Genomic DNA, 4,745 nt, shown 5'->3' on the forward strand with positions numbered 1-4,745 from the left:
TGAAGGGCTCGACGGTCGGCGGCTCATCGAAAGTGTAGCGCAGCCAGCCGTGCCAATCGGCGGTCACCTTCGAGGCGTCGGCATAGCCCTTGTAGATCACCCAGCGGCGCTTGCGGCCCTTGTCGTAGGCGTCGCGGGCGTCGCGCGCCTCGTAGTACTTGTTGCCCAGCTCATCCTGACCGACGAAGCGGCCGCGGCGGGCGACAGTGAAGTGGATGCCGGTCGTGGCGCCGTTCCACCAAGTGAAGATCGTCTTCAGTACGGACAAGTTGCGAGGCCTCTGGGGTCCTGAATGCGGCGCGACTATAGGCGGGCGCCCCAACAGCGTCCAGCACTCCCCCCGCGGCCTTTCGCCTGCAACATGTTGGGGATGAAGGGATCCCCAGACCCAACATCTATTGCCCGAGCGCCATACCCCACCCTAGGCTGACGCGGTCAGGGAGTCGGGCCGCATGGACAGCGATACATCGCGCGCGGGAATCGAGGGGCGGATTCTGGAGCTGGGCGACCGGCTGGTGGAGGTGGTCGCCCCGGCGCACTTCTCCAACGCTCGCGTCGAAGCCTGGATCGACTGGGCCGGCGGCAAGAGCGACCTGGCGACGGCCATCCTCCACTATGCCTATGAACTGGCCGGCAAGGCGCAAGCCCAGGGCCTCACCAAGGACCTGAAGACCCGCACCCGCTTCCGCGAGGCGATTACCGAGGCCATGCAGCTAGGCGTGGTGGCGATCACCCCCGCCCGCGCGCCCCTCAAGGTGCTGGAGCCAGGCGCGGCCGCGCTGGAGCGGATGACCGCAGCCCATCGAGGCCGCGAAGCCGCGCAAGCGGCGGCGGGCCTTGTCTCGGCGCGCCTGCAGGCGGTGATGGATGCGATCCTCAGGTGCGACGGCGACCCCGAGGCCTGCGCCGATCCGGCGCGCAACACGTCGCTGGCGCGCGCCGCCGAGGCCGCGCGCAATGCCGGCGCCCCGGACAGCGCGATCCTCGACGCCATCGCGCTGGCCCGTTCGGGCGAAAGCGCCTGGATCTGCGCGCCTCCGCCCCCGGCGCCCGCCACGCCATTCGTCGCCCTGGCGTCCGAGGGTCCATCCCTGGTCCGGGCCGCCTGGGCGACAGGACGGCTGATCGCCGCAACTGACGCAGTACAGGCCGCCGCCATCGCAGAGTCCGCAGCGCTGCCGACCGCCGGCGTCGAGCTCATGGGCTTCTGGCGGGACGGCGCGTTCGACGAGGCCGCCTTCGCAGCGACGACACGGACCGCGTCGATCGCCGTCGGCGCCGAGGCGGAGGGCGGCCCCGCCGTACTGGCCGTCGGAGGCCTCGGCGAATGGCTGGTGGCGCACGGCTTCGACTACGACAGCGACGACGGCCGCGCCGCCGCCCGCAACCTGTTCCAACTGGCGCACGACGCCATCCAGTCCCTCGACATCGATCTGCGGCTCGGGTTGGTGAACGATCCGGAGCTTGCTCTGCGCCTCGGGGTCCGCCTGGACGGCGCGCCCTGGTCGGGTCCGGTCACGGTCGCAGAGACGGCCGACGGCGAGACGGTCCGAGTCCTTTCAGAGGCCGCGATCCTGGGCCTCAAGGCGCTGGACGTCGACTTGGCGGCCGCCCAAGCCGCGCTGCTCGGTTCGCGCAGCCTTGCCGAAGCGCCGGCGATCAACATCGAAACCCTGGCCGCCCGCGGCTTCACCAGCCTCGAGATCGAAGCGGCTCAGGCCGAATTGCCCTTCGCCCGCAGTCTGCGCGACGCCTTCAGGGTTCATGTGGTCGGCGAAGGTTTCGTGCGCGACGTCCTGGGCGTCGATGGCGACCAGCTGGCGATCCCGGGCTTCGACGTCCTCGCTTTCGCGGGGTTCACGGACGCCGAGGTCGCCGCGGCGCAAGCGCATGTCCTGGGTTCCGACAGCCTGGCGCAGTGCGACGCGCTAACCGAGGACCAGCGGCGTGTTTTCCGCAGCGCGGGCGAAGTGCCGCTCGAAGCCCAGGCGGCCATGCTGGGCACGTTGGCGCCGGCGCTGGATGTGGCCCCGGTGCTGGACGCCGCCCTGCCCTGGGCCGCCACCCTGGCCGACGTCGAGGCCGCGCTCTCCGTAAGCGACCTGCCGGTGCGGGTGCGACGTGGCGCCGCGCCCGCTGCCCTGGCGCTGGAGATTCCCAGCGTCCCCGAACTGCCTGCCCGAGCCCAGGCGGTGGAAGAGCCCGTCATCCAGGAGCGGATCGTAGAGCGCGTGATCGAGCGCGAGCGCAGCCGCCGGAAGTTGCCGGACCGTCGCAAGGGCTACATCCAGAAGGCGGCCGTCGGCGGCCACAAGGTCTACCTGCACACCGGCGAGTACGACGACGGCGAGCTCGGTGAGATCTTCATCGACATGCACAAGGAAGGCGCGGCCTTCCGGTCGCTGATGAACAACTTCGCGATCTCGGTGTCGCTGGGGCTGCAGCACGGCGTGCCGCTGGAGGAGTTCGTTGACGCGTTCGTGTTCACACGCTTTGAGCCGGCCGGGCCGGTGACGGGGAATGACACCGTAAAATCAGCGACTTCCATCCTGGACTACATCTTTCGGGAGCTGGGGGTCAGCTATCTGGGCCGCAACGATCTCGCCAGTCCGGACTCGGCCGAACTGAACGCTGACGGGCTTGGCCGAGGCAAGGCCGACGGGGTCGCCGCCGAGGAACCCGAACCCCAGCCGGCCTCGCGGTTCATCAGCCGCGGCTTCGCCCGCGGCGCAGCGCCGGACAACCTCGTCTTCCTGCCGTCCGCGGGCCGTCCGGCCGGGCCTGCGGTCCTGGCCGAAGCCGAGGTCTGCGCGGCCTGTGGGGACATCGCCGTGGTGCGCAAGGGCCAGGCGCTGATCTGCGAAACCTGCGGTGCGCGCGCCGGTCGGCGGGCCGACGACCAGGCGGGCTAAACCCTTCGAAGTTACCGCGATTTAAGTGGCGCCCTCGGAGGGATGCAGGCAGAGGTGACAGCCTGACTGCAGGGATTGCCGGACGTAATGACGCGTTTCACCAGGTTCCTGGCCCCGACGGCCGTTCTCATGGCGATCAGCGCGATCGCCGGGAACGCCGTGGCCGGCGACAAGGAGATACCACGTCAGAATTCCTTTGGCGGCAGTTGCGTGAAGTGCGAACTGGCCGGCCGCAACATGCAGGGCGCCCGGATCGTCGGCGCGAACTTCTCGGGCGCCAACTTGACCGGCGCGAACCTGCGTGACGCCAAGTTCCACGCCTCGGTCTTCTCCGGCGCCGACCTCACCAAGGCCGACCTGTCCGACGCGGCGATGGCCGGCGCGGTGTTCTCGGGCGCGAACCTTACCAGCGCCCGCCTTCGCTCCACCGAGGTGAACGGCGTGGTGTTCTCCACCGCCAACCTCACCAAGGCCGACCTCAGTGACGCTGAGGGTTCCGGCGCTGTGTTCCGCAAGGCGATCCTGGTCGGGGCCACGTTCCGGTCGGCCAGCCTGCGCGGCAGCGTGTTCGAACTCGCGGATCTGTCGCGCGCCAACATGAGCGACATCGCCGCCCAGGGCGCCAACTTCTTCAAGGCGCGGATGTCCGGCACGGTGCTCAGATCGGCCGAGCTTCAGTACGCCAATTTCAGCCGCGTCGAGGGACAAGGCGCCAGTTTCCAGGACGCCGAGCTGACGGGCGCGAATCTGAGCTTCGCCACCTTCAGCCATGCCTCGTTCCGCGCAGCCGACCTGACGAACGCTCAGCTCACCGGAGCCACCTTCGACGACGCCGATTTCCGCGACGCCGACCTGACGCGGACCTCGCTGCATGGGGCCGACCTGGCGAATGCGCGGGGCCTGACCCAGGACCAGCTGGACGAAGCCTGCGGCGACGCGCGCACCAGACTGCCCCGTGGCCTCGCGGTGCGGACTTGCGCCAGCGTGCGGATGATCGTGAAGCCGGACTACATCCGCACGATGCGAATGGCGCCCTCGGTGCCTGCCGTCCCGGCCGCGCCGCCGGCGCCACCGGCCCCGCGCTACCTTCTGACCATCCACCCGTAACCCCGAGGGCCCAGGCGGGTGACCCGGCGCTCGCAAGCGCCGGGCCTCCCCTTAGACCTTGATCGGCGGGGCCAGGCGAATGTGCAGCTCTTTCAGCTGCTTCTCGCTGACTTCCGACGGCGCGTTCATCATCAGGTCCTGGCCCTGCTGGTTCAGCGGGAAGGCGATGACTTCGCGGATGGCCGTCTCGCCAGCCAGCAGCATGACGATGCGGTCGATGCCCGGCGCCAGGCCACCGTGCGGCGGCGCGCCGTGGCGGAACGCATTCAGCATGCCGCCGAACTGCTCCTCGACCACGTTGGCGCCGTAGCCGGCGATCTCGAACGCCCGGACCATGATCTCGGGCAGGTGGTTCCGGATCGCGCCCGAGCACAGCTCATAGCCGTTGCAGACGATGTCGTACTGGTAGGCCAGGATATCCAACGGATCCTTGCTGTTCAGCGCGTCCAGCTCGCCCTGCGGCATCGAGAACGGGTTGTGGCTGAAGTCGACGCGCTTCTCGTCCTCGTTCCACTCGAACATCGGGAAGTCGACGATCCAGACGAACTCGAAGCGGTCCTCGTCGACCAGCTTGAGGTCCGTGCCCACCTTGGTCCGCGCGTTGCCGGCGAACTTGGCGAACACCTTGGGGTCGCCGGCCACGAAGAAGGCCGCGTCGCCCTGGCCCATGCCCAGCTGGCCCATGACCGCGTCGGTCTTCTCAGCGCCCAGGTTCTTGGCGATCGG

At 69.3% G+C, this 4,745-nt stretch carries 4 protein-coding genes; 2 read left to right on the plus strand and 2 right to left on the minus strand.

Annotation, left to right across the window (positions count from 1 at the left end; translation table 11 throughout):
* Nucleotides 1-268 (minus strand): NADH-ubiquinone oxidoreductase subunit NDUFA12 family protein (locus EPN98_RS16635; RefSeq protein WP_293364033.1); only part of this gene is annotated, 268 nt, incomplete at its 3' end.
* Nucleotides 269-452: 184 nt separating this feature from the next.
* Between EPN98_RS16635 and EPN98_RS16640 the strand changes: the two genes are divergently transcribed.
* Together EPN98_RS16640 and EPN98_RS16645 are read left to right on the plus strand one after the other, a co-directional pair.
* Nucleotides 453-2,912 (plus strand): ribonucleotide reductase, encoded by a 2,460-nt coding sequence (locus EPN98_RS16640; RefSeq protein WP_293364034.1) that lies wholly within the window; start codon nt 453-455, stop codon nt 2,910-2,912.
* An 87-nt stretch (nt 2,913-2,999) separates the two neighbouring features.
* Nucleotides 3,000-4,019: a pentapeptide repeat-containing protein gene (locus EPN98_RS16645; protein WP_293364035.1), complete on the plus strand. Its 1,020-nt coding sequence runs from the start codon at nt 3,000-3,002 to the stop codon at nt 4,017-4,019.
* 51 nt (nt 4,020-4,070) lie between these two features.
* On the opposite strand, the gene EPN98_RS16650 is transcribed toward EPN98_RS16645, so the two are convergent.
* The coding region (locus tag EPN98_RS16650) for an amino acid--tRNA ligase-related protein (protein WP_293364036.1) at nt 4,071-4,745 on the minus strand (675 nt) is incomplete at its 5' end.

The organism is Phenylobacterium sp. (assembly GCF_004299445.1).
In the GTDB taxonomy this organism is placed as follows: Bacteria; Pseudomonadota; Alphaproteobacteria; order Caulobacterales; family Caulobacteraceae; genus Phenylobacterium.

Coding starts and splice junctions, on each gene's coding strand:
- EPN98_RS16640 (WP_293364034.1), top strand. CDS start 453: ATGGACAGCGATACATCGCGCGCGGGAATCGAGGGGCGGATTCTGGAG.
- EPN98_RS16645 (WP_293364035.1), top strand. CDS start 3,000: ATGACGCGTTTCACCAGGTTCCTGGCCCCGACGGCCGTTCTCATGGCG.